We start from the raw sequence: 20907 nt of genomic DNA on the forward strand, positions 1-20907 counted from the left end.
TGGGGGCACATGCATGGCGTACCGGGTGGAGTACGAGGGCGAGATCGTCGAGTTCGCCACGTTGGATGCCGCGCTGGACTGCGCGCGCAGCGCGATCGTCAACGATCTCGGTCGCATCGACGGCTGGTCGGTCGAGCACGACGAAGAGATCAACGACTGGTACGTACGAGGTGTCCGCAACGGCCGGCGGGTCGGACCCACCGCGGTGGTCACCGGCCCGTCCCCGGCCGTCTGGGAGGAGTGGGAGCGCCGCGTCGTCTTCGTCGGGCAGACCCCGTCCGAGGCGTTCGCGATGGCGGCCGCCTGGCTGGAACGGCGGCCGGACATCACGGTGCTGGGCGACGTCGGCTGGCATCACACCGCCGACGGCCACCAGCTGCGGGTCTACTACCGCGGCTAAGCGGCGGTGGCCCGCACCGAGCGTTCCATCTCGTCGCGGACACGGTCGAAGTCGACACCCCGCTCGTGCATGATCAGCATGGCCAGGCCGTTTCCCTCGCGCAGCAGGCCGAGCATGATGTGCTCGGGCGCGATGAACTTCTGCTTGAGCCGGATGGCCTCGCGCAGCGACAGTTCGAGCACCTTCTTGTTGCGGTTGGTGAAGGGAATGTGCCCGCCGGTCGCCGGGAAGAGCCCGAGAAACCCGCGCTTCTTGACCGGCCGGCGCGGCATCTGCAGCGCGCCCTCGCCGAAATTGGCTTCAATTGCCGCACGTACGGCGGCCAGGTCGATGCCGATGGCTTTGAGCGCGGCGGCGTCTTCCGCGTCGGCGTCGCTGAGCACCGGGCCGTCCTGGTTGTGGCCGCCGATGCGCTCCAGAACCTCGGCCCGTACGGCGTCCGCGTCGAGCCCGGTCGCCCGGGCCACCGGCCCGGCCGGGTCGGCCAGCAGCGCGAGCAGGGTGTGCTCGGTGCCGATGTGGTCGTGGTGCAGGCGGCGGGCCTCTTGCTGGGCCCGGGTGACGACGGTGCGCGCCTCGGCGGTGAATCGCTCGAACATCTCTCAGTCCTCCCGTGGGTCCTGCGCCGGCATGAGGCGTGCGTGCTTCTTGTGGACGCCCTGGCGGGTCACCTCGAGCGCGTCGGCGATCTCTTGCCAGGACCAGCCCTTGCGGCGGGCGTTGGCCACCTGCAGGTGCTCCAGCCCCTCGAGCAGGCGGCGCAACGCCACCACGGCGCGCAGGCCGACCCGCGGATCGGCGCTGCCGGCCGCCGCGGCGAGATCGGTTGCTTCGGTCATGCTGTCAACTTACGTTGACGCTGCCCGATCGTCAACCCCGGTTGACACCGAGGGCATAAAGAAGGCCGACCCACCGGGTCGGCCTTTCTTTACCGGCCGCGGCCGGTCTCTTCCTGCAGTTCGTCGATCTTCTGTGACGCCTCGGCCTTGGTCAGGCCGTCCGGCACTTCCTCGTTCGCCTCGCCGGCCAGGGTGTGCAGGTAGCTCTCCTGGGCGCCGGTGGCCGGCTCGTCGCCGGTGGTCCAGTCCGACGGGTCCTTCTCGGCGTTCGACTGGTCAGTCATGACGGCATCCTCTCGTTCGAACGCCTGTTCCCTTACCCGCCGTAGGTCAACTCCATGCCGATGATGTCGTTGTAAGCCACACTCAACTCGACCGGGCGATGCACCGGCGCGGTCACGGCGAACGGCGCGCCCTGCGGGTCAAGCATCTCGACGTAGCTGCCCAGCCCCATCTCGACCGGCCCGGCGACGACCCGGCCGCCCAGCCCGGCGCACCGGTCGATCGTCTCGGACGTGTCGGCCACCTGGAACGACGGCTGCCAGCGGACGTCGTAGCGGCCGGTGATCAGACCGGCCACCGAGTCGTGGGCCTCGCTCAGCCATTCGCGGCTGCCGAACTCGTCGGTCAGCGTCCAGCCGAAGACCGAACCGTAGAAGCCGGTGGCGGCGGTGATGTCGTTGGTGAGCAGGTCGGACCACTCCATGGTGCCCGGCTCGCCGCGCACCTGGGCGCCGGAGAACCCGGCCGCCTGCCACAGGCCGAAGACCGCGCCGGCGGTGTCGGACACGATCGCGGTGCAGGCCCCGTGCCTCTCCTCGGGCCAGGTCAGCTGCCGTCCGCCGGCCTGGGTGACCCGCTCGGCGGTCATCGCGAGGTCGGGCGCGGCCAGGTAGGTGAGCCACCCCGGCGCGAGTTCGGGCCGCGTCCGGCTGATGCCGGCCACGGCCTGCCCGTTCAGTAGGAATCGATCGCCCTCGACCTGCCAGCCGAAGAGCCCGGCGTAGAAACCGGCCGTGTCGTCCCGGTCCGAAGTCGTCAGCTCCACCCAGCAGGGAGTCGACGGCGCAAAGCCCCTGATCCGCATATACCACTCCAACGTGGACGTCCCCGAATGGCGATGACTCTACGGCAATCTATACGCGCCGTCACTACCTGGGGGTTCAATGTCCGCTTTGGAGGAGCTTTTCGCTACCTAAAGTGACTGCCTGTAGGTTGGGTGTCACGCGAGAGTTAACGGTTCAAGTTCTTGTCTGTCGCACGTGCGTTCTGGGAGCGCACCCACTCACTGCGGTCAATCAGTTGTCGTGTGGGGGATGAGCATTTCGAACCACACGGTGGTGCCGCGCACCGTCGGATCGGTGCCCCAGGAGTCGCTCAGCTCCTCGATCAGGCCGAGCCCGCGGCCGCGGCTGCTCATCGTGTCGGCGTGGGCCCGGATCACCGTGCCCCGGGTGCCCTCGTCGGCCACCGAGACCAGCAGCCGCTCGACGTTCAGGTCGATGTGGACCCGCGCCGGCGTGCCCGCGTGCAGCAGCGCGTTGGTGGTCAGCTCGCTCGTGCACAGGATCGACGCGCCGATCACCGGCTCGGGCACCGACCACTCCCGCAGGCGGGTGGTCATCCATTGCCGTACGCGGCTCGGCCCGGTCGGTTCGGCCGGCACCACCATCGTGTCCGACCGGCTCATCGCCACCGCGTGCTCCACCGCGAGCACGGCCACGTCGTCGTCGGTCGAACCGGCCACCGCCGACGTGGCCAGCGCGCACAGGTTGCGCGGGTCGCCGCTGGCCGCCCCCGCGGCCGCCGCCACCAGGGCGTCCAGGCCCTCGGTGAGCGCGTGCCCGCGGCGTTCGACCACGCCGTCGCTGAACATCAGGATCGTGTCGCCCGGCTCGAGCCGCACCTGACCGGTCTGCCAGCGCCCGCCCAGCCCCAGCGGAGCGCCCGGCGGCACCTTGATGAGCTCGGCCGTCGGCGGCTCGCCGCCCTGACCGGACCGGCGCAGGACCGGCGGCGGGTGGCCCGCGCTGGCCATGGTGATCGTGCCGTCCGACGGGTCGAGCACGCCATACACCACGGTCACGAAGATCTCTTCGTTGCGGGACTCGGCCCCCAGCGAGCCGACCAGCCGGTCGAGCCCGGCCAGCACGCTCGGCGGCGCCGGATCGGTCAGCGCCATCGCCCGCAGCGCCGCCCGCACCTGGCCCATCACCGCCGCCGCGCGCACGTCGTGCCCGGCCACGTCGCCCAGCACCATGGCCAGCCGCCCGTCGAGCAGCCGGAAGGCGTCGTAGAAGTCACCACCGGCGGCGTTGCCGTCGACACCCACGTCGTAGCGGGCGCCGATGCGGAACGTTTCCAGCTCCGGAAGGTGTTCGGGCAGCATGCTGCGCTGCAGAAGCTGGGCCGTGCCGTGCTGCGCCTCGAACCGGCGGGCCCGCTCGGCGGCCTGCGCGACCAGCTGGGCGGCCGCGTCGAGCAACGCCCGCTCGGCGGGCAGCCAGCGGTGCGCCTCGCGGTAACCGATCGTCAGCGCCCCGGTCAGCAGCGGAGTGCGCAGCGGCAGCACGGCCAGAGCCCGGATGCGGCGCTCGTGCCGGTCGGAGGCCACCGGGCGCAGCGGCTCACCGTCGGACACGAACATGGCCTCGCCCGACTGGGCGGCCGCCACGATCGGCGCCTTCGGGTCGTTGGGCAGCCTCTTCCACACCGGGGGGAGGCGCTCGTCGGCCTCGTCCAGCATCTCGCCCCGGATGCGGCGCACCGCCCGGTAGGCGCCCCCGTCGTCGACCGCGAAGGCACAGTGGTCGACGTCGAACGAGGTCATCGCGTAGCCGAGCACGACCCGGGCCACGTCGTCGACGGTGAGCGCGCCGGCCAGCCGCGAGGTGAGGTCGCCCAGGTTCTGCAGACGGCGGGTCACCTGAGTCGTCTCGGCGGCCACGGTGAGCACGCCGGTGACCTTGCCCCGCAGGTCGCGCACCACCGAGTGGCCGCGGGTGAAGAACGCCTGCTCGGGCCGGCCGTGCGAGTTGCGGACGACGGTCAGCTGGGTCTCGGCCTCGAGCACGGGCCGGCCGCTGCGGTAGACCTCTTCGACTACGCCGCCGAAGCCGCGCGGCTCCCACAGGTCGCCGAACACCTCGGCCGCGGGCTGGCCCAGGGCGGCCGGGTGCAGGGTGCCGATGAGATCGGCGTACGCGTCGTTGTAGATCAGCACGAAGCCGTCACCATGGCTGTAGGCCATCGGCATGGGCGACGAGAGCACCAGCTCGACCGTCGCCGAGACGGCCGGATCCCAGTGGTCGCGCGGGCCGAGCTCGGTGTCGCTCCAGTCGCGGCCGTGCACGAGATCGGCACAGCTGGGGCGGCCCTGCGGGGCGGCCGCGGCCTGCGCAGGCAAAGCGGGCATCACTGAGGGGCTCACCCCACCCGTCCCGGCCATGCCCTCAGAGTAGCCCGACTCGGCCATTCGGACGATGTCGCACCGACCGACCGTCCGATTCTTGACGGTACGACCCTCTGATCCCACTCGTCGGTGCTCAGTGAGCTATCACTCTTAGTAGCCTGCGCCGGCATGTTTGACCTGGCGTGACGCCGCCATCGTCACTTAGAGTGCTGCCCGTGTCCGAGGATCAACTGCTTTCCCCCGTACGACACCCGCGTATCCCGGCGCAGCGGGGCGCGCTGATCGACCTCTCAGTCACGCCACCGCCGGCGCCGAGGCGACCGGTGACCCGCGGTCGCCTCGCGGCCCTCGCCGTAGTCGTCTTCCTGGCTGGGGCCGGCGGCTACACCGCGTTGCGTCCCGTTCTGCCGTCTTTCGCACCTGTCGTTCCCGACCCGCCATCGGCCGACGTCACTCCCTCGCCCGAATTCGCGCGCCCCGGCGTGCCCCCGGCCGCCGCCGATCCCGTACGGACGAAGCCTGCCTCTTTCTGACGGCGCCCCGGTGCGTGGCGCGGCGCTCTGACCCGCGAGACGAACTGTCTGGTCTTGGCCGGAGCCGTACGTCGGGCGGCGCGGTCCCGCACCGATCGGCCGGAGCGGTCGTTCCTCTCTCGGACCGGCAGGTAGCCGGCCCTGGATCGAGGCAGGGGAGCGCACGATGACCGGGGACGGGCTGAGCCGGGGCCTCAGCGACATGTGGCGGTCGGTGGTGCTGGTCGTGCCGGCCGCGCTGGCCTTCGTGGCCATCCTGCTGATCGGCTGGCTCGTCGCGCGTCTGCTACGCGTGGCCGTGGCCCGCGTCCTGCACCGGGCCGGCCTCGATCGGGTGGTGGATCGGCCGCTGTTCGCCTCCCTGCGGACGACACCGAGCGAGCTCTGCGGCAAGCTCACCTTCTACGGCGTGCTGCTGTTCGCCGCCCAGCTGGCCTTCGGCCTGTGGGGCCCGAACCCGGTCAGCGCTCTGCTCACCGACGTGATCGCCTGGCTGCCGCGGCTGCTGGTGGCGATAGTCCTGGTGGTCGTGGCGGCCACCATCGCCCGGGCCGCCGCCGACCTGATCGAAGGCGCGCTGGGCGGCCTGCCTTACGGCCGCTTCCTGGCCCGGGCGGCGTCGGTCGTGATCGTGACGCTGGGCGTGATCGCCGCCCTCGACCAGGTGCAGGTGGCCACCGCCATCACCCGCCCCGTGCTGATCGCCGTGCTGGCCGCGGTGGCCGGCGTGGTGATCGTCGGAGTGGGTGGCGGCCTGATCCGCCCGATGCAGTCACGCTGGGAAACGTGGCTGACCCGCGCCGCCGCCGAGTCCACCACCATCCGCGAACACGTGGCCGCCCGCGCCCACGCCGACGAGACCCAGGTCATCCCGCCACCCCGCCACGTCCACACCTCCGACGAAACGGTCGCGGTGATGTCGACAGCCGACGGCACGACAACCGCCACCCCCGGCCCCAACGGCACCATGGTGATCGGCACTCCCGACGACGCCGAAAGCACCCAGGTGATCCGCTCCACCCCGGAGTGACGGCTCGACTCCGGGAGGCCGCCGGCTGCCGCGTGTGGACACAAGAAAAGGCACGGAGCTCTAAGCGCTCCCTGCCTACTTCAACCTATAGCGCTACACAGGACTTGCGGCAAGGGCGGCGGCGGGGCGCAGACTGGGCCGGTCGACGCCCTGAGCTGGGCGCCGGCGGGCTGGGGGAGCGGGGACTCATGTTTGACGTGATCATTGCCGGCGGTGGGCCCACGGGCATGATGCTGGCGGCCGAGCTGCGGCTTCACGACGTACGCGTCATGGTGCTGGAGAAGGATGAGACGCCGCCGCCGTTTGTGCGGTCGCTCGGGCTGCACGCGCGCAGCGTCGAGATCATGGACATGCGGGGGCTGCTGGAGCGCTTCCTCGAGAACGGCCGCACGCACCCGGTGGGCGGGTTCTTCGCCGGCATCGAGAAGCCCGCGCCCGCGCTGGACTCGGCTCACGCCTACGTTCTGGGCATTCCGCAGACGGTCACCGACCGGCTCCTGGCCGAGCACGCCGCCGAGGTGGGCGCCGAGATCCGGCGGGGTTGCGAGGTGAAGGCCTTCACCCAGGACGACTACGGCGTGACCGTCGAGACCGGCCACGGCGAGGAGCGCGCCTCCTTCCTGGTCGGCTGCGACGGGGGCCGCAGCACCGTGCGCAAGCTGGCCGGCGTGGGCTTCCCGGGTGAGCCGGTCCGCGTCGAGACCTTGCTCGGCGAGATGGAGGTGACCGCGCCCCTCGATGAGGTTGTCGCCGCCACCGCTCGGGTCCGGGAAACCGAGAAGCGGTTCGGTGTCGGTCCGATCGGCGACGGCGTCTACCGCGTGGTCGTGCCGGCTGCCGACGTGGCCGAGGACAGGACCGTCCCGCCGACCTTGGACGACTTCCGGCAGCAGCTCAAGGCCGTGGCCGGCACCGACTTCGGGGTGCATTCGCCGCGCTGGCTGTCGCGGTTCGGGGACGCCAGCCGGCTGGCCGAGCGCTACCGCATCGGCCGGGTCTTCCTGGCCGGGGACGCCGCGCACGTGCACCCGCCGACCGGCGGCCAAGGGCTCAACCTGGGCCTTCAGGACGCGGTCAACCTGGGGTGGAAGCTCGCCGCCGAGATCGGGGGCTGGGCGCCGCTGGGTCTGCTCGACACGTACGAGGCGGAGCGCCGCCCGGTGGCCGACGACGTCCTGAACAACACCCGGGCTCAGATGGAGCTCATGAACACCGCGCCCGGCCCGCAGGCGGTGCGGCGGCTGCTGAGTGAGCTGATGGACTTCGAGGACGTGAACCGCCACCTGATCGAGAAGATCACCGGGCTCGGGATCCGCTACGACCTCGGCGAGGGTGATGACCGGATCGGGCGGCGGCAGAGAGACGTACCCCTGGGAAACGGTCGTCTCTATGAGCACCTGCGCGGCGGGCGCGGCCTGCTCGTGGGCCGCCGATCAACAACCGGGTACGAGGGTCGCGTCGACCAGGTCGGCGGGGAGCAGGACTACCTGCTCCGGCCGGACGGCCACATCGCCTGGGCCGGCGACCCGGACACTTTGGCCCACGCCCTGCGCCGCTGGTTCGGTGAAGGAGCGGAGAAATGAGGAAGGCCGGCGCCACAGGGGCGCCGGCCTTCGAATGAAAGGTCGTTCAGCTGGGGGACGTGCGTCAGGCGGGCTGGGGCAGCGTACGGGCGAGGGCGCACACGGCCAGCAGGCGGCGCAGCACCCAGTCGTTGGCCGACCAGTCGATCGCGGCGACCGGCGGGCGCCAGCCGTGCGTGAAGGCGGCGTCGCGCACACCCTCCGCGTACGCGGCGAGCAGCACCGCGGTGAGCGGGCGGACGTCCGACGACAGGCTGTCGCGGATGCCCGCGGCGTGCTGGTCGACGAGGGCCATCAGGCCGGGGTTGGCGTCAGCCTCGACGAGGCCGGCACCGACGGTGTCGTGCAGCTCGGTCAGGCTGGCGAGAGCGGAACGGTGGGCAGCACGGGCGGCAGCGCCGCTGAACAGGCCATTCATGAGAAGAAACGTTAAGGAGCCACGGGTAGCCAACGGTTCTTCGTGTGGGTGCAGCTCGGTTGAAGCTTCCGCGGCGGGGAAAGACACCGGCATGGACGACACGACCGTGGAGGCGCTGGGCAAGCTCAGCTCGGCTCTGGAGACGACCGACCGGGCCCGCGGCCACCTGCTCTCGTTCCATCAGCTCACCGGCAAGGCCGACTTCGAGCTGGACGAGGCGGTGGCGCTGTTCCGCGAGGCCGGCCACGACGAGGTGGCCGACCGGATCCAGCAGGACCTGATCGGCCGCAACGTCATCCCCGGGCACTGGACGTTCCAGATCATCGAGGAGTACGACGACACGTACTGGGAGTTCTTCCGCACTGTCGAGCGGGAGGCTCGCGACAAGCTGGCCGACGGCCGCCGGCACCTGCACGAGGCCCGGCTCAAGGAGGAGCGGCGCACCCACGGCAAGCCGGGGCACGAGGCGCGCTGAGGCGCCCCTACTCGGCCTTGGCCTGCGCCGGACGGCGGCGCTGGGCGTCGTCGGCGAGGATGATCGTGGCGACCACCATGGCCACGACAACGGCGAAGAGCCAGGAGGCGTCGTCGATCAGATTCGCGGCCAGCGGGGCCTGGAAAGCGGCGAGCAGAAAGCCCACCCAGGCGAGTCGACGTTGACGATCGGTGAGGAAACCGGCAGAACGCATTCGGACAGTCTGGCTCGCATCGGGCGGATCGCCGTCACCCGTTCGGCCGATTCTGCGTTGTCCGATAGTGCCCTCAGGCTTGCGTCGCCACCGCTCAATAATCGCATTGCTGCTGGTCTCGGCGCTGGCGATCACCGGTTGTGAGAAACCAGCGACGATTGCGTCGCCAGTGGCGCAAGAGCACATCGTGACCGGGCCACTGCGGAACCGTACGGTCGCGGCCCGTCTCGTCGTGCCCGACGCGGCCTCTCGCGTTCACGTGGTGCTCGCCAACATCCCGGGGTTGCTCTATCGCATCACCACGCCGATCGGCTCCGGGCTGAGGCCCCGGGTGACCCGTCGCGGCGGGGTGGTGCGGGTCGGCCTGCAGCCGACCGGCGGGGACGGGCCGGACGAGGTCAAGCTCGTGCTCAACCGGAACGTACGGTGGGATCTGCGCTTACCGGCCGGGGCCGGCGAGCAGCGTCTGGACCTGAGCCGGGGCCGGATCAGCCGGCTCGTGCTGGGCACGGCCGGCCTGGTCGAGCTGCGCCTGCCCGAGCCCCGGGGAACGGTCCCGCTGGTCTTCACCGGCGGCGTGGGCACCCTGAGCGTCCTGTCGCCGCAGGCCACACCCTTGCGCCTGCAGCTGGCCGGGGGAGTGGGCTCGGCGCTGACCCCATGGACGGCCGACGAGGAACTGCCGCCGGCGACCGTCCTGGCCCCGGCGATCTGGAGCACCGCCCCGGACCGCTACTGGCTGCGGGTCCGGCTGCCGGTCGGCCTGTTGGCCGTACGGCGCACGAGCACGGGAACGGCCGCCCGGTGACCCGGGCGGCCGTTTTCCCTTGGGAGGAACCCCTGCTCACTGGCCGGGGCGGTCCACCTCGCCACGCCAGGCGCCGGTCTCGACGCCGCCGCGGCTCTCGATGTATTCCTTGAACCGCTTGAGGTCGCCCTTCACCCGGCGGTCGAGGATGCCCAGCTTGTCGCCGACGTTCTCGACGACGCCCTGCGGCTCGAAGTCCATCTGCACGGTCACCCGGGTCTTGGTGTCGTCGAGGCGGTGGAAGGTGACCACGCCGGCCTGCTTCTCGCCCTCGGTCGACTTCCAGGCCACCCGCTCGTCGGGCAGCTGCTCGGTGATCTCGGCGTCGAACTCGCGCTTGACCCCGGCGATCTCGGTCTTCCAGTGCGTGTTGGTCGCGTCGAGCTGACGGATCTCCTGCACGCCCTCCATGAACCGGGGGAACTCCTCGAACTGCGTCCACTGGTTGTACGCGGCGCGAATCGGAACGTCGACGTCTACGGATTCGGTCACGGTGCTCACGGTGTGAACTCCTCCTGGTTGTGTTACCCCGCCTTACGCACTAACTGGTGCCCGGGTCGGCCGGGGCTAAACGGGGAGCGAGCGGAGTCTTGGGATTCTCGTCGCCCGCCTGCCGCAGCCGGGCCCGCTGCACCTCGGCGTTGACCTGCACTCCGAGCAGCACGGCGATGTTCGACAGATAGATCCAGACCAGGAAGGCCATGATCGCGCCGAGGCTGCCGTACGTCCGGTTGTAGGAGCCGAAGTTGGCCACGTACAGCCCGAAGCCGAACGACGCCACGCTCCACACGAGCAGCGAGACCGCGCCGCCCACGGTGAGCCAGCGGAACCGCGGCTGCCGCACGTTGGGGGCGATCCAGAACAGCAGCGAGAGCACCAGCGTGGCGATGGCGACCAGCACCGGCCACCGCCCGACCGACCAGAACTGCCGGGCCGTCTCGCCCGCGCCGAGCGCGTTGCCCACGGCGTCGACCAGCGGGCCGCTGATCACCAGGCCGGCCCCGATCGCGGCCAGCAGCACCAGGGCCACCGCGGCCAGCGCGATCTCGAGCAGCTGCAGCTTCCACCAGGATCGGCCCTCCTGCACGCCGTAGATGCGGTTCGACGCCCGCGAGAACGTCGAGACGTACCCCGAGAAGGACCAGAGCGCGAGCAGCAGACCGAAGCCGAACAGCACCTTGGCCGAGCTCTGCTGCACCAGCAGGGCCTGGATGACCGAGATCAGACCCTCGTTGTCGACCACCGAGCCGATGCCGACGTCGTGCAGGATGCCGACGGTGGTCGTGAGCACGGTGGAGCCGTCGGTGACCAGGTTGATCAGGGCGACGATGACGACCAGGGAGGGAATCAGCGCCGTGAACGTCTGATAGGTCATCGCCGCGGCGTAGTCGGAGCAGTCGTCCTCGATGTAACCCACCACGCTGCGCCACAGCACCGAGCGCCAGCTTCGCCAGCGCAGCTGACGCAGCCGGAGGGGCAGCGGGCGCGGCGTAACGTCGTCGGCGAGTGCCTCGGACTCCCGGTCGACTGTGGGCTCGGTGTCCATGCCGGCTCCTGACATGTTTTGACGGCAGCTACCCGGGCACGGAGGGCGGCAAACGCAGGAGGTGTGTGCATGCAGAGCGCGGACGCAATCGTGGTGGGTGCCGGGCACAACGGCCTGGTGGCCGCCAACCTGCTGGCTGACGCCGGCTGGTCGGTGCTGGTGCTGGAGGCGACGCCGCATCCGGGCGGCGCGGTGCGGTCGGGCTACGTGACCGCGCCGGGCTACCTCAGTGATCTTTTCAGTTCGTTCTATCCGCTGGGGTTCGCCTCGCCGGTGCTCAACCACCTCGGCCTGGGCGACCACGGCCTGCGCTGGACGCACGCGCCGGACGTGCTGACCCACCTGTTCCCGGACGGCCGGGCGGCCACGATCAACCGCGATCTGGCCCGCACGATGGAGTCGCTCGAGGCCTTCGCGCCCGGCGACGGCCAGAAGTGGAAGAACGCGTACGACGAATGGTTGTCGGTCTCCGACGCCATGCTCAACACGATCCTGACCCCGTTCCCGCCGGTGCGGCACGGCGTTTCCGTCGTACGACGGCTCGGGGCGGGCGGCTCGCTCCGGCTGGCGCGGCGTCTGTTGCTCTCGGTGCGCGAGATGGGCTCCGAGATGTTCGCCGGCGACGGCGGGACGCTGCTCATGGCCGGGTGCGCGCTGCACACCGACCTGTCGCCCGAGGAGGCCGGGGGCGGGGTGTACGGCTGGCTGCTGGCGATGCTGGGCCAGCAGTACGGCTGGCCGGTGCCGGTCGGCGGGGCCCAGCGGATCACCGACGCCCTGGTCGCCCGGCTGGAGCAGCGCGGCGGCCGGATCGTCTACGACGCGCCGGTGGAGCGGGTGCTGATCGCCCGGGGCAAGGCGATGGGTGTCCTGTCGGCCGGCGAGCCCTACCGCGCGTACCGGGCCGTGGTGGCCGACGTGCCGGCCCCCGCGCTCTACCTCGACCTGGTGGGTGAGCGCTGGCTGCCGCCGCGGCTGGTCGAGGACCTGGCCCACTTCCGCTGGGACGGGGCGACGGTCAAGGTCGACTGGGCCGTACGCCGGAAGATGCCCTGGAAGAACCCGGCCGCCGCCGGCGCCGGCACCGTGCACCTGGGAGCCGACCTCAACGGCCTGACCCGGTACGCGGCCAAGCTGGCCACCGACGAGGTGCCCCAGCACCCGTTCCTGCTGCTGGGCCAGATGACCACGGCCGACCCCGGGCACTCGCCCGAGGGCACCGAGTCGCTGTGGTCGTACACCCACCTGCCGCACCGCGGGCACTGGGACCCGGACGAGATCGCGGCCCACGTCGAGCGCATGGAGTCAGTGATCGAGGAGCACGCCCCCGGCTTCAAGCAGGAGGTGGTCGGCCGCAACGTCTTCTCCCCGGCCGACATGCAGAGCGAGAACCCGTCGCTGGTCGGCGGCGCCCTCGGCGGTGGCACGGCGGCCGCCTTCCAGCAGCTGTTCCTGCGCCCGATCCCGAGCCTGGGCCGGGCCGACACCCCGGTCGACCGGCTGTTCATGGCCAGCTCGTCGGCCCACCCGGGCGGCGGCGTGCACGGCGCCCCCGGCAGCAACGGGGCCCGGGCCGCCCTGGCCCGCGACCGCGCCCTGCTGGGTGACGCCTACCGCGGCGTGATCAGCACGGGAAACAAGTTGATCTACAAGTCCTGACCTACGGGTGGTCGAAGTGGCGGGAGTGGCTGCGCTCGGCGATGTCGGCCAGCCGGCGCAGCGACTCGATGTTGCGGCGGTGCAGCACCAGATCGTTGATCTTGTTGCGCACCGCCAGCAGCGGGCCCTTCTCGAAGTCCTCGTGCATGGTGACCTTGGTGGCGTCCACGCCGGCCGGCTCCAGGTGGATGTCGACCACGGCCTCGCCCAGCGGCCACAGCCCGGCGTTCAGGCGCAGGCGGCGGCCCGGCTCCATGGCCAGCACGGTCGACTTGTCATGCAGGGAGAGCGGCCACGGGCCGGCCTTGTGATGCAGGTGCGAGCCGACCTCGGGCCAGGCCGCGTCGACGTCACGGATATGGACGGTGCCCACCACCCAGTCGCTGTAGGTCCAGCCGTCGGCGAGGACGGCGAAGACACGCTCCGGCGGGGCTTGAACAGTTCGCTGCACGGTAGCCACGGACGCGACATACCCTGCGAGAAGACGCCGTAACGGATAGGTCAAGGTTTACGGATTCGGCAGTCGGGCATCAGCCTCCCGCGACCGCAGCACTACGGAGGGGACCTCGTGCGCATTGCCATGATTTCCGAGCACGCCAGCCCCCTGGGTGACGGCGGGCAGCACACCCATGTCGCCGGCCTGTCGGCGGCCCTGGCCGAGCTGGGCCACGAGGTGTGCGTCTACACCCGCCGCGACGACCCGGCGGTGGCCGAGGTGGTCACCACGCCGGGCGGTATCCGCGTCGTCCACGTGACCGCCGGACCGCCCCACTTCCTGCCGCCCGACCTCCTTCTTCCCCACATGGGTGAGTTCGCCCGGTGGCTCGAGCAGAATTGGCGTACGGGTCATTGGGTGCCCGAGGTCGTCCACGCCCACTTCTGGACGAGCGGCCTGGCCGCCGTCACGGCCGCCCGCCAGTTCGGCATCCCCGTGGTGCAGTCGTTCCACGAGCTCGGCGCGATCCAGGCCGGCAACGGGCAGCCGTCGCGGACGGGTTACGAACGTGCCCTCGGCCGCGCGGTCGACCGCGTCGTCGCGCAGAGCCAGGACGAGCTGCAGGGGCTGGTCCGCATCGGCGTGCCCCGGGCCCAGCTCACCGTCGTGCCGGCCGGCGTCGACAGCGTCCGGTTCACCCCCGACGGCCCGGCCGTCGAACGCGACCCCGAGCGCCCCCGCATCCTGTCGGTGGGCCGGCTCGTCGAGCGCAAGGGCTTCGGCGACGTGCTGCAGGCGATGCGCTACGTGCCCACGGCCGAGGTGGTCGTCGTCGGCGGCCCGCCGGCCGATCAGCTGCAGGCCGACCAGGGCGCCCGCAAGCTGCGCGCGCTGGCCGAGAAGCTGCAGGTGGCCGACCGGTTCCGGCTGGTCGGCGGGGTGCCCGCGGGCGACATGCCGCGCTGGTACCGCTCGGCTGACGTGCTGGTCGCCGCCCCCTGGGAGGAGCAGTTCGAGCCGTCCGCGCTCGAGGCGATGGCCTGCGGCGTGCCGGTGATCGGCACCACGGTCGGGGGCCTGACCGAGACGGTGGTCGACGGCCTGACCGGCGACCTCGTGCCCGCTCGCGACCCGCGCGCGCTCGGCGGCGCGCTGCGGCGGCTGGTCAACGACAAGGTGCGGCGGTTCGCGTACGCGACGGCCGCCCTCGACCGGGCCCGGCAGGCGTACTCCTGGAAGCGCGTCGCGGCCCAGGTCGGCTCGGTCTACTCGGCGGTCACCGGCCTCGGCAAGTCGAACAACGCCAACCCGGCCAGCAACACCGAGGAAGCCATGGCGTAGGGGCTCATCCACCAACTGGTGGATGGGCGGTCGAGCGAGCTGATCGATTCGGGACCTCCGGTCCTCTTGGGACGCTCGACGCATGACAGTCATCGAGGTCCGTAACCTGCGCAAGGCGTACGGGGACACGCTTGCGGTGCGGGACGTCTCGTTCACGGTGGAAGCCGGCGAGATCTTCGGCATTCTCGGTCCCAACGGCGCCGGCAAGACCACCACGGTCGAGAGCATCTCGGGTCTGCGCCACCCCGACGGGGGCACGATCCGGGTGCTCGGCCGCGACCCCGGCGACCGGACGCTGCGCGACGACGTGGGCGTCCAGCTGCAGGAGAGCGGGCTGCCGGACAAGCTCACCGTGCAAGAGGCGCTTGAGCTGTACGCCTCGTTCTATCCGAACCCGGCCGACTGGCGCGCGCTGACCCGTGAGCTCGGCCTCGGCGACAAGCTCAAGACCCCGTACGCGAAGCTCTCGGGGGGTCAGAAGCAACGCCTCTCGATCGCGCTGGCGCTGATCGGGAGCCCCAAGATCGCGATTCTCGACGAGCTGACCACCGGGCTCGACCCGCAGGCCCGCCGCGACACGTGGGACCTGATCGAGGGCGTACGGGCCAGTGGCGTCACGATCGTGCTGGTCACCCACTTCATGGAGGAAGCCGAGCGCCTGTGCGACCGGCTCGCCGTGATCGACCACGGTCAGGTCGTCGCGCTGGACACCCCGGCCGGGCTGATCGCCGGCCTCGACACCGAGCAGCGCATCCGCTTCCGCCCGTCGGCCCCGGTCGACGACGCGCTGCTGCTGGCCCGGCCCGAGGTGCGCGAGGTGCACCGGCACGGCAGCCAGATCGAGGTCGTCGGCACCGGCAACCTGCTGCACGCCGTGACCTCGGTCCTCGCCGTCAACGAGATCATCGCCGCCGACCTGCGGATCGAGCAGGCCAGCCTGGACGACGCGTTCGTCCAGCTGACCGGCCGGTCCGCGAAGGAGTGACACCGATGCGCGTCTTCGCCAAGCTGACCCTGACCGAGCTCAAGCTGTTCCTGCGCGAGCCGATCTCCGCCTTCTTCGTCCTGCTCTTCCCGGCGCTGCTGGTCGTGATTCTGGGCAGCATCCCGTCGTTCCGCGAGCCGTCGGACGACCTCGGCGGCGCCCGCGTCATCGACCTCTACGTCGGCATCGCCGTCGCGCTGACCCTGGCCATGGTGGCCATTCAGGTCACCCCGGCCGTGCTGGCCACCTACCGCGAGCGTGGCGTGCTGCGCCGGCTCGCCACCACCCCGGTGTCGCCGCTCAAGCTGCTCAGCGCCCAGCTGGCGATGTTCGGGCTGGCCGCGATCGTCTCGACCGCGCTGGTGCTCGCGGTCGGGCGGCTGGCCTTCGACGTCCGGCTGGCCGACAACTTCGCCGCCTTCGTGCTGGCCTTCCTGCTCACCGCGGCGGGCACGCTGGCCATCGGCATCTTCGTGGCCGCGGTGGTGCCCAGCGGCAAGGCCGGCAACTCGGTCGGCACGATCCTGTTCTTCCCGCTGATGTTCTTCGCCGGGCTGTGGACGCCGCGCGAGGTCATGCCCGAGGTCCTGCAGAAGATCGCCGACTTCACCCCGCTGGGGGCCGGCGAGCGAGCGCTCAACGAGGCGATGACGGGCAGCTGGCCCAGCCTGCTCTCGGCTACGGTTCTGGTGGGCTACGTGGCCGTGTTCGGGTTCCTCGCGGTCCGTTCGTTCCGCTGGTCGTAAGACGGGGGTGGGGTGAAATGACGGAGGGGTCGGCGACCGACCGGGTCGGCCGCATCATGGGGCGGTTGCCGTACATCGCCCTGGCCGCCTCGCTCATCCTGGTGGTGGCCGGCTCCTCGGTCGGCGTGCCGCACGAGGGCTGGTGGGCCGTCGGCCTCTCCGCCGCCGCCACGCTCGGCTGGCTGGTCTGGTGGCTCGCCCTGCACCCCCGGTGGGAGCAGGACGAACCCAAGATGATCGTGTTCTTCCTGGGCCTGGCCGGCCTGATCTACCTGCTCGTCTGGACCAGCCCGCTGTTCGGCTTCTTCGCCTGGAGCGGGTACATCCTGACGACGTACGGGTTGAAGAAGTGGCGCCGGCTGGCGGCGGGCACGCTGGTCGCCGGGGCCGGTGCGATCAGCCAGATGGGCGGCTTCTCCACCCTGTCCGAGCCGGGCATCCTCCCGGTGTTCCTGGTCGTACTGGCGATCAACGTCGGCGTCGCCAACGTCATGATCTGGATAACCATGTGGACGTTCGAGCAGGGTGAGAAGCGCGCCCGCATGATCGACGAGTTGGGCGAGGCCAACAGCAAGCTGGCCGCGGCGCTTCGCGAGAACGCCGGCCTGCACGCCCAGCTGCTGGCTCAGGCCCGCGAGGCCGGCGTGCTCGACGAGCGGCAGCGGATGGCCGGCGAGATCCACGACGTGCTGGCCCAGGGGCTCACCGGCATCGTCACCCAGCTCGAGGCGGCCGAGGCGGCGACGGCCCGCCCCGGCGACCAGGGCCGGCACCTGGACAACGCCAAGCGCCTGGCCCGGCAGAGCCTCACCGAGGCGCGGCGGTCGGTGCAGGCGCTACGCCCCCAGACCCTGGTCGAGGCCGGCCTGCCCGAGGCGATCGACGAGGTCGTGAAGGAGTGGACCCGGGTGCACCAGGTGAAGGCCGAGCTGATCACCACGGGCGCTCGCCGGGCGCTCCTGCCCGAGATAGAGGCGGCTTTGCTGCGTACGGCGCAAGAGGCCCTGGCCAACGTCGCCCGGCACGCGGACGCGGCCCGGGTCGGCCTGACGTTGTCCTACATGGAGGATGTGGTGACCCTGGACGTCCGCGACGACGGCGACGGCTTCGACCCGGCCCAGCCGCTGACCGTCAGCGAGAAGGGCGGCTACGGGCTGGCCGCGATGCGCGAGCGGCTGGCCCGCATCGCCGGCAGCCTCGAGGTCGAGTCCGAGCCCGGGGCCGGCACCGCGCTGTCGGCCTGCGTGCCGGCCATCGCGATCGGCGCCGCCGCATGATCGGCCTGGTCATCGTCGACGACCATCCCGTGGTCCGCGACGGCCTGCGCGGCATGTTCACCGGCGACAGCCGCTTCGAGGTGCTGGGCGAGGCCGGCGACGGTCACGAGGCGCTGGCCGTGACCGGCTCCGTCGACCCCGACGTCGTGCTGATGGACCTGCGCATGCCCGGCATGGACGGCGTGACCGCCATCAAGGCGCTGGTCGCCCGCGGCGCCCGAGCCCGCGTGCTCGTGCTGACCACGTACGACACCGACGCCGACGTCCTGCCCGCGATCAAGGCCGGCGCCACCGGCTACCTGCTCAAGGACGCCTCCCGCGACGAACTGTTCCGCGCCGTCGAGGCCGCCCACCGCGGCGAGTCGGTGCTCTCGCCCGCGGTGGCCGGGAAGCTGATGGGCAGCCTGCGCTCGCCGGCGCAAGAGCCGCTGAGCCAGCGCGAACTCGAGGTGCTGGGCCTGATCGCCCGCGGCAACTCGAACAAAGAGGCCGCGTCCCGCCTGTTCATCAGCGAGGCCACGGTCAAGACCCACTTGCTGCACGCGTACGCCAAACTGGGCGTCCGCGACCGAGCGGCCGCCGTGGCCGTCGCCTTCGAACGAGGCCTGCTCTAGGGAAGCCGCGGCTCAGCCTTACGGAACACGGCGACGGCGATCTCGGCCAGGTCGTCGCTGCGCAGCTGCGGATCCTGGCTCAGCAGGATGCTGACCGTGCCGCCGGCGGTGCGCACATCCAGGGCGAACACCCCTTCCGGCGGATCCTCCGTCCAGACCGCTCCGACGCCGACATCCGGCACTTTCCGCAGCTTCGGGTCGGCGATCTTCCTCTCGACGCCCTTGATCGCATACGCCGTGTCCGAATACAGGACCACCGCGGCGGGCGGCATGGGCTCGTAGTCCGCGGTCGCGTCGAGGTCGGTGAAGAACGACGGCATGACGGCCACCGGGTCGTACAGGTAGCCGCACCCCTCCAGCGTCTCGACCGGCTTGACCGTCGGCAGCCCGGTAGCCTCAGCCATCTCGGCGACGGTCACATACCGGCACTTCCCACTGAGGACGCTGTCCCCGGCCGCGGCTGGCGGCGCTTCACCGGGCCCAGCACACGCCGAGATCAGAAGCGCAACCGCCGGAAGCGCCCACCATAGAGATCGATACACGGCGAAGATCGTAAGGGGAGCATCCCGCTAGCAACCGCCCGGCACGGTGCAGACGTACCCAGCCACCGCACGGTTGTCCCGCCCGGGTGGCATCGGGGCGTCGGGGGACTTGGTGGCTCCGGCCCAGAACGACACCTCGCCCCCGGCGCCCCGCGGCCGCAGCGAGAACGCGAGCACCACACCCCGCTCGTCGTTGGTCACCACGAACGCGTACCTCTGCCCCGGGGTGGTCGGCACTGGATCGAACTGCATCACGGTGTCGCGGTGGTTAGGCCCGGCCATGAAGCGGCCGATGCCGAGCGGTTTCCCCAGCTGCCCGTCACCGGACACCGGCCGCAGATCGAGGCGGACATGTCCGATCTCCCCGGGCTGAAAGCCGGGGGACACCGCTTCGTCCCGGCTGACGATGATGGCCACGGAGGCGATCTGTTTCGCCCTTGCCGTGAATGTCTGGCCGACCCGGCCGCCGTAGTCGACGTCAAGATCGATGTCCTGATTCGGGGCGGTCGCCTTGCCGAAATACGAGTACGGCGCCTCCGCCGAGCCTGTCCCGCTCGGGCCGACCGGGGTGGGCTGGTCCGCGCCGCTTCCTTGAAGAAGGACCAGCCCCAGAGCCAGTAAGGCCACGCCCGCGGTGACCTGAAGGTGTCTCCGGCGCCAGAACGGCACCGGCGGCGGCACGGGTTCGATCGGCGAGCGCTGCGGCGGCCATTCCCACCAGTCGCGCAGGCCGGCGATCTGGAAGATCTCACTCAGCCGGGCCGCTTCGGCCGGCGTCGGCCCGGTCCGGCCGGCGAAGATGTCCCGCAGGTTCCGCGCCGGGTCGGCCGTCGCCCGGCCGGGTTCGGCGTCCTTCATCTGCCGGCCCAGGGCGGCCTGGGTGAGCCCGGCGTCTTTCATCAGGCGTTCCAACCGGGCGCCGGCGTCGGCGTTTCCGTCCGCCCGCACCCGCGGCCGTCCGGAGCGGGACGAACCTTCCTCTTTGTCCATCACGGCTCCCTCGGCTGGGCCGGCACTGCCGGGGAAATGGCCGTGACCAGCTTCCTTTTTCCCCGGTCTGTTTCTTCCTTTCCCCCGCGTCGAGCGTAGGAATCGTCGGCCACAGCCGTTCTCCCGCCGCTGCCTCCACGAAAGGCGCCCTCATGGTCACCAGGTCCCCCCGCCCGAAGCCGTCGTCCAACAGCGGCCCGGCCAAGCCGCCCTCGCCTCCCGCCGCGACGCCGGTTCCGGTCGCGCCCCCGCTGCCATCCAAGACGCCGGCCCCGGCTGCGACGCCGGCCCCGGCTGCGACGCCGGCCCCGGCTGCGACGCCGGCCCCGGCTGCGACGCCGGCTCCATCCGCGGCACCGGCCTCGGCCGGCGTGAAGACCCGGCTGGTTGAGAAGGCGCAGGCTTGGAGCGCGGCTGCATCGGCGTTCTTGTCCGTCGCGGCCATCGTCATCTCGATGTTGACCTTCTCGGACCAGTCGCAGGTCAACGATCAGCAGAAGACGCGGCTGCGCCAAGCTGTGGCGGCCCGCGTCTCGGTTCTCGAGGGCCTGCTGCCGACCGCGGTCGAGGGCCGGCTCGGCGGCCCGGGTCTGGTGGTCCGGAATCGGGCGCCGTCGCCGATCTTCAACGTCTGGGTGGTGGTGACCGTGCGCGGCGTCAAGCAGGCCTTCTACCTCGACTCGATCCCGCCGTGTGTGATCATCGGGCTGCCCAAGGGCGGCTTCGCGCCGGCGCCGGTGCCGCGGGAGAGCATCGTCGACCTGATGTGGTTCACCGACGATCTCGGTCGCGGCTGGCAGCGCCGCGCCACGGGCGAGCTGACCGAGTTCGTTGTGCCCACATACCGGGGCTCGTCCACTGTGCTGCCAAGCGGGTTGGACGCGTCGCGGATCGGCACCGGCATGAACTCCGAGGCGGCCCGCCTGAGCCGGGGCGCGGTCACCCGGGACGCGGCCGACTGCAGCGAGGCGACCTGAATAGTTGCCGGTCAGCTGCCGGTCGACGGCCTGTTCGGGCGTTGTTCCGGCCCCGAGGATGGGTGCATCCGACGGCTGCGGG

At 71.2% G+C, this 20907-nt stretch carries 25 protein-coding genes; 13 read left to right on the forward strand and 12 right to left on the reverse strand.

From position 1 onward, the window contains the following. The first annotated feature begins 13 nt into the window (after nt 1-13). Nucleotides 14-400 (forward strand): hypothetical protein, encoded by a 387-nt coding sequence (locus tag OWR29_RS29545; protein ID WP_267566571.1) that lies wholly within the window; start codon nt 14-16, stop codon nt 398-400. Here OWR29_RS29545 and OWR29_RS29550 read toward each other — a convergent pair. From OWR29_RS29550 to OWR29_RS29570, 5 genes are all read right to left on the reverse strand, one after another. Then, a complete protein-coding gene (locus tag OWR29_RS29550; protein ID WP_267566573.1) occupies nt 397-999 on the reverse strand; it encodes a Clp protease N-terminal domain-containing protein in 603 nt (200 codons plus the stop codon). The two genes, OWR29_RS29545 and OWR29_RS29550, sit on opposite strands and share 4 nt — an antisense overlap. A gap of 3 nt (nt 1000-1002) precedes the next feature. Further along, nucleotides 1003-1239, reverse strand: a complete 237-nt coding sequence (locus OWR29_RS29555) for a helix-turn-helix domain-containing protein (protein ID WP_127504400.1) — start codon at nt 1237-1239, stop codon at nt 1003-1005. A gap of 89 nt (nt 1240-1328) precedes the next feature. Then, on the reverse strand, nt 1329-1523 hold the full coding sequence (locus OWR29_RS29560) for a DUF3072 domain-containing protein (protein WP_267566574.1): 195 nt from the start codon (nt 1521-1523) through the stop codon (nt 1329-1331). A 32-nt stretch (nt 1524-1555) separates the two neighbouring features. Continuing rightward, nucleotides 1556-2287, reverse strand: coding sequence for a VOC family protein (locus tag OWR29_RS29565; RefSeq protein ID WP_267566576.1), 732 nt, complete (start codon nt 2285-2287; stop codon nt 1556-1558). Between the two features lie 246 nt (nt 2288-2533). Beyond that, on the reverse strand, nt 2534-4687 hold the full coding sequence (locus OWR29_RS29570; RefSeq protein WP_267566577.1) for a SpoIIE family protein phosphatase: 2154 nt from the start codon (nt 4685-4687) through the stop codon (nt 2534-2536). 179 nt (nt 4688-4866) lie between these two features. Here OWR29_RS29570 and OWR29_RS29575 point away from each other — a divergent pair, with 179 nt between their 5' ends. From OWR29_RS29575 to OWR29_RS29585, 3 genes are all read left to right on the forward strand, one after another. Beyond that, nucleotides 4867-5184 (forward strand): hypothetical protein, encoded by a 318-nt coding sequence (locus tag OWR29_RS29575; protein WP_267566579.1) that lies wholly within the window; start codon nt 4867-4869, stop codon nt 5182-5184. A gap of 166 nt (nt 5185-5350) precedes the next feature. Further along, nucleotides 5351-6214, forward strand: coding sequence for a mechanosensitive ion channel family protein (locus tag OWR29_RS29580; RefSeq protein WP_267566580.1), 864 nt, complete (start codon nt 5351-5353; stop codon nt 6212-6214). Nucleotides 6215-6402: 188 nt separating this feature from the next. Then, on the forward strand, nt 6403-7797 hold the full coding sequence (locus tag OWR29_RS29585; protein ID WP_267566581.1) for an FAD-dependent monooxygenase: 1395 nt from the start codon (nt 6403-6405) through the stop codon (nt 7795-7797). 64 nt (nt 7798-7861) lie between these two features. On the opposite strand, the gene OWR29_RS29590 is transcribed toward OWR29_RS29585, so the two are convergent. Next, on the reverse strand, nt 7862-8215 hold the full coding sequence (locus OWR29_RS29590) for a DUF6401 family natural product biosynthesis protein (RefSeq protein ID WP_267566583.1): 354 nt from the start codon (nt 8213-8215) through the stop codon (nt 7862-7864). Nucleotides 8216-8306: 91 nt separating this feature from the next. On the opposite strand from OWR29_RS29590, the gene OWR29_RS29595 reads away from it, so the two are divergent. Next, nucleotides 8307-8690: a hypothetical protein gene (locus OWR29_RS29595; protein WP_267566584.1), complete on the forward strand. Its 384-nt coding sequence runs from the start codon at nt 8307-8309 to the stop codon at nt 8688-8690. A 7-nt stretch (nt 8691-8697) separates the two neighbouring features. Here the strand turns inward: OWR29_RS29595 and OWR29_RS29600 are convergent, their stop codons facing one another. Then, nucleotides 8698-8904 (reverse strand): hypothetical protein, encoded by a 207-nt coding sequence (locus tag OWR29_RS29600; protein ID WP_267566586.1) that lies wholly within the window; start codon nt 8902-8904, stop codon nt 8698-8700. 187 nt (nt 8905-9091) lie between these two features. Here OWR29_RS29600 and OWR29_RS29605 point away from each other — a divergent pair, with 187 nt between their 5' ends. Next, nucleotides 9092-9712 (forward strand): toast rack family protein, encoded by a 621-nt coding sequence (locus OWR29_RS29605; RefSeq protein ID WP_267566588.1) that lies wholly within the window; start codon nt 9092-9094, stop codon nt 9710-9712. A gap of 36 nt (nt 9713-9748) precedes the next feature. On the opposite strand, the gene OWR29_RS29610 is transcribed toward OWR29_RS29605, so the two are convergent. Next, nucleotides 9749-10213 carry an SRPBCC family protein gene (locus tag OWR29_RS29610; RefSeq protein ID WP_267566589.1) on the reverse strand — a complete coding sequence of 155 codons (465 nt, stop codon included), beginning with the start codon at nt 10211-10213 and terminating at the stop codon, nt 9749-9751. 40 nt (nt 10214-10253) lie between these two features. Continuing rightward, nucleotides 10254-11258: a YihY/virulence factor BrkB family protein gene (locus tag OWR29_RS29615; RefSeq protein WP_267566590.1), complete on the reverse strand. Its 1005-nt coding sequence runs from the start codon at nt 11256-11258 to the stop codon at nt 10254-10256. A 69-nt stretch (nt 11259-11327) separates the two neighbouring features. Here OWR29_RS29615 and OWR29_RS29620 point away from each other — a divergent pair, with 69 nt between their 5' ends. Further along, nucleotides 11328-12917, forward strand: a complete 1590-nt coding sequence (locus OWR29_RS29620) for a phytoene desaturase family protein (protein WP_267566591.1) — start codon at nt 11328-11330, stop codon at nt 12915-12917. 1 nt (nt 12918) lies between these two features. Here the strand turns inward: OWR29_RS29620 and OWR29_RS29625 are convergent, their stop codons facing one another. Next, nucleotides 12919-13377 carry an SRPBCC family protein gene (locus OWR29_RS29625; RefSeq protein ID WP_267566593.1) on the reverse strand — a complete coding sequence of 153 codons (459 nt, stop codon included), beginning with the start codon at nt 13375-13377 and terminating at the stop codon, nt 12919-12921. 108 nt (nt 13378-13485) lie between these two features. Here OWR29_RS29625 and OWR29_RS29630 point away from each other — a divergent pair, with 108 nt between their 5' ends. From OWR29_RS29630 to OWR29_RS29650, 5 genes are all read left to right on the forward strand, one after another. Further along, nucleotides 13486-14694 carry a glycosyltransferase gene (locus tag OWR29_RS29630; protein ID WP_267566594.1) on the forward strand — a complete coding sequence of 403 codons (1209 nt, stop codon included), beginning with the start codon at nt 13486-13488 and terminating at the stop codon, nt 14692-14694. 82 nt (nt 14695-14776) lie between these two features. Then, entirely contained in the window at nt 14777-15679 is a 903-nt protein-coding gene (locus OWR29_RS29635) for an ABC transporter ATP-binding protein (RefSeq protein ID WP_267566596.1), read from the forward strand. Between the two features lie 5 nt (nt 15680-15684). Beyond that, nucleotides 15685-16425 (forward strand): ABC transporter permease, encoded by a 741-nt coding sequence (locus tag OWR29_RS29640; protein ID WP_267566597.1) that lies wholly within the window; start codon nt 15685-15687, stop codon nt 16423-16425. Nucleotides 16426-16442: 17 nt separating this feature from the next. Further along, complete coding sequence (locus OWR29_RS29645) at nt 16443-17702, forward strand: sensor histidine kinase (protein ID WP_267566598.1); 1260 nt, start codon at nt 16443-16445, stop codon at nt 17700-17702. Beyond that, entirely contained in the window at nt 17699-18316 is a 618-nt protein-coding gene (locus tag OWR29_RS29650) for a response regulator (RefSeq protein WP_267566599.1), read from the forward strand. Before OWR29_RS29645 ends, OWR29_RS29650 begins: the two co-directional genes overlap by 4 nt. Here the strand turns inward: OWR29_RS29650 and OWR29_RS29655 are convergent. After that, nucleotides 18313-18720, reverse strand: a complete 408-nt coding sequence (locus OWR29_RS29655) for a hypothetical protein (protein ID WP_267566601.1) — start codon at nt 18718-18720, stop codon at nt 18313-18315. The two genes, OWR29_RS29650 and OWR29_RS29655, sit on opposite strands and share 4 nt — an antisense overlap. Nucleotides 18721-18885: 165 nt before the next feature. Further along, nucleotides 18886-19848: a helix-turn-helix domain-containing protein gene (locus OWR29_RS29660; protein WP_267566603.1), complete on the reverse strand. Its 963-nt coding sequence runs from the start codon at nt 19846-19848 to the stop codon at nt 18886-18888. 455 nt (nt 19849-20303) lie between these two features. On the opposite strand from OWR29_RS29660, the gene OWR29_RS29665 reads away from it, so the two are divergent. After that, nucleotides 20304-20825 carry a hypothetical protein gene (locus tag OWR29_RS29665; RefSeq protein ID WP_267566604.1) on the forward strand — a complete coding sequence of 174 codons (522 nt, stop codon included), beginning with the start codon at nt 20304-20306 and terminating at the stop codon, nt 20823-20825. The last annotated feature ends 82 nt before the right edge of the window (nt 20826-20907 follow it).

The sequence above is a fragment of the Paractinoplanes pyxinae genome (assembly GCF_026626335.1).
Taxonomy (GTDB): Bacteria; Actinomycetota; Actinomycetes; order Mycobacteriales; family Micromonosporaceae; genus Actinoplanes; species Actinoplanes pyxinae.

Coding starts and splice junctions, on each gene's coding strand:
- OWR29_RS29665 (WP_267566604.1), top strand. CDS start 20,304: ATGTTGACCTTCTCGGACCAGTCGCAGGTCAACGATCAGCAGAAGACG.
- OWR29_RS29650 (WP_267566599.1), top strand. CDS start 17,699: ATGATCGGCCTGGTCATCGTCGACGACCATCCCGTGGTCCGCGACGGC.
- OWR29_RS29655 (WP_267566601.1), bottom strand. CDS start 18,720: ATGGCTGAGGCTACCGGGCTGCCGACGGTCAAGCCGGTCGAGACGCTG.
- OWR29_RS29620 (WP_267566591.1), top strand. CDS start 11,328: ATGCAGAGCGCGGACGCAATCGTGGTGGGTGCCGGGCACAACGGCCTG.
- OWR29_RS29615 (WP_267566590.1), bottom strand. CDS start 11,258: ATGGACACCGAGCCCACAGTCGACCGGGAGTCCGAGGCACTCGCCGAC.
- OWR29_RS29555 (WP_127504400.1), bottom strand. CDS start 1,239: ATGACCGAAGCAACCGATCTCGCCGCGGCGGCCGGCAGCGCCGATCCG.
- OWR29_RS29585 (WP_267566581.1), top strand. CDS start 6,403: ATGTTTGACGTGATCATTGCCGGCGGTGGGCCCACGGGCATGATGCTG.
- OWR29_RS29635 (WP_267566596.1), top strand. CDS start 14,777: ATGACAGTCATCGAGGTCCGTAACCTGCGCAAGGCGTACGGGGACACG.
- OWR29_RS29590 (WP_267566583.1), bottom strand. CDS start 8,215: ATGAATGGCCTGTTCAGCGGCGCTGCCGCCCGTGCTGCCCACCGTTCC.
- OWR29_RS29545 (WP_267566571.1), top strand. CDS start 14: ATGGCGTACCGGGTGGAGTACGAGGGCGAGATCGTCGAGTTCGCCACG.
- OWR29_RS29570 (WP_267566577.1), bottom strand. CDS start 4,687: ATGGCCGGGACGGGTGGGGTGAGCCCCTCAGTGATGCCCGCTTTGCCT.
- OWR29_RS29640 (WP_267566597.1), top strand. CDS start 15,685: ATGCGCGTCTTCGCCAAGCTGACCCTGACCGAGCTCAAGCTGTTCCTG.
- OWR29_RS29595 (WP_267566584.1), top strand. CDS start 8,307: ATGGACGACACGACCGTGGAGGCGCTGGGCAAGCTCAGCTCGGCTCTG.
- OWR29_RS29580 (WP_267566580.1), top strand. CDS start 5,351: ATGACCGGGGACGGGCTGAGCCGGGGCCTCAGCGACATGTGGCGGTCG.
- OWR29_RS29550 (WP_267566573.1), bottom strand. CDS start 999: ATGTTCGAGCGATTCACCGCCGAGGCGCGCACCGTCGTCACCCGGGCC.
- OWR29_RS29600 (WP_267566586.1), bottom strand. CDS start 8,904: ATGCGTTCTGCCGGTTTCCTCACCGATCGTCAACGTCGACTCGCCTGG.
- OWR29_RS29645 (WP_267566598.1), top strand. CDS start 16,443: ATGACGGAGGGGTCGGCGACCGACCGGGTCGGCCGCATCATGGGGCGG.
- OWR29_RS29560 (WP_267566574.1), bottom strand. CDS start 1,523: ATGACTGACCAGTCGAACGCCGAGAAGGACCCGTCGGACTGGACCACC.
- OWR29_RS29660 (WP_267566603.1), bottom strand. CDS start 19,848: ATGGACAAAGAGGAAGGTTCGTCCCGCTCCGGACGGCCGCGGGTGCGG.